Below are 427 nucleotides of genomic sequence, written 5' to 3' on the forward strand. Positions count from 1 at the left end.
GAAAATAATCCCACTGCACTATACGAAGAGCTTTATAAAAAATATGAGGCACAGGAATATGATGTTGTAATCGCCGAAAGTGAGGAACTGATCATTCAATTCACCGGTGATGAGATCGTACCTAAGCTGGAGCTTTTAAAGGCTATGGCGGCAGGACGTTTGTACGGCTTTGAAAAATACAGGGAGAACCTTAATTATGTTGCCCTTAATTACCCACAGACAGAAGAGGGCAGAAAAGCACAGGAATTGCTGAACAATGCCTTACCTTCCCTCGCGGCTTCTCAGTTTTCGCCGGTTTCTATAGGGGAGTCCTTTAAGCTTCTGTTTCCCTTTCAAAAAGCTGAAAAAGAAGCGGCTTTGGATCTTAAGGAAAAAATTTCAGGAATACTTGAGGAATTAAATTACCCCCAGGAGGTTTCTTTGGATG

1 pseudogene is annotated in these 427 nt (G+C 42.2%); it reads left to right on the plus strand.

Annotation, left to right across the window (positions count from 1 at the left end):
* Positions 1-427, plus strand: a pseudogene (locus HC175_RS19150) (type IX secretion system periplasmic lipoprotein PorW/SprE); the annotation flags it as partial.

It is taken from the genome of Salinimicrobium oceani (assembly GCF_012037645.1).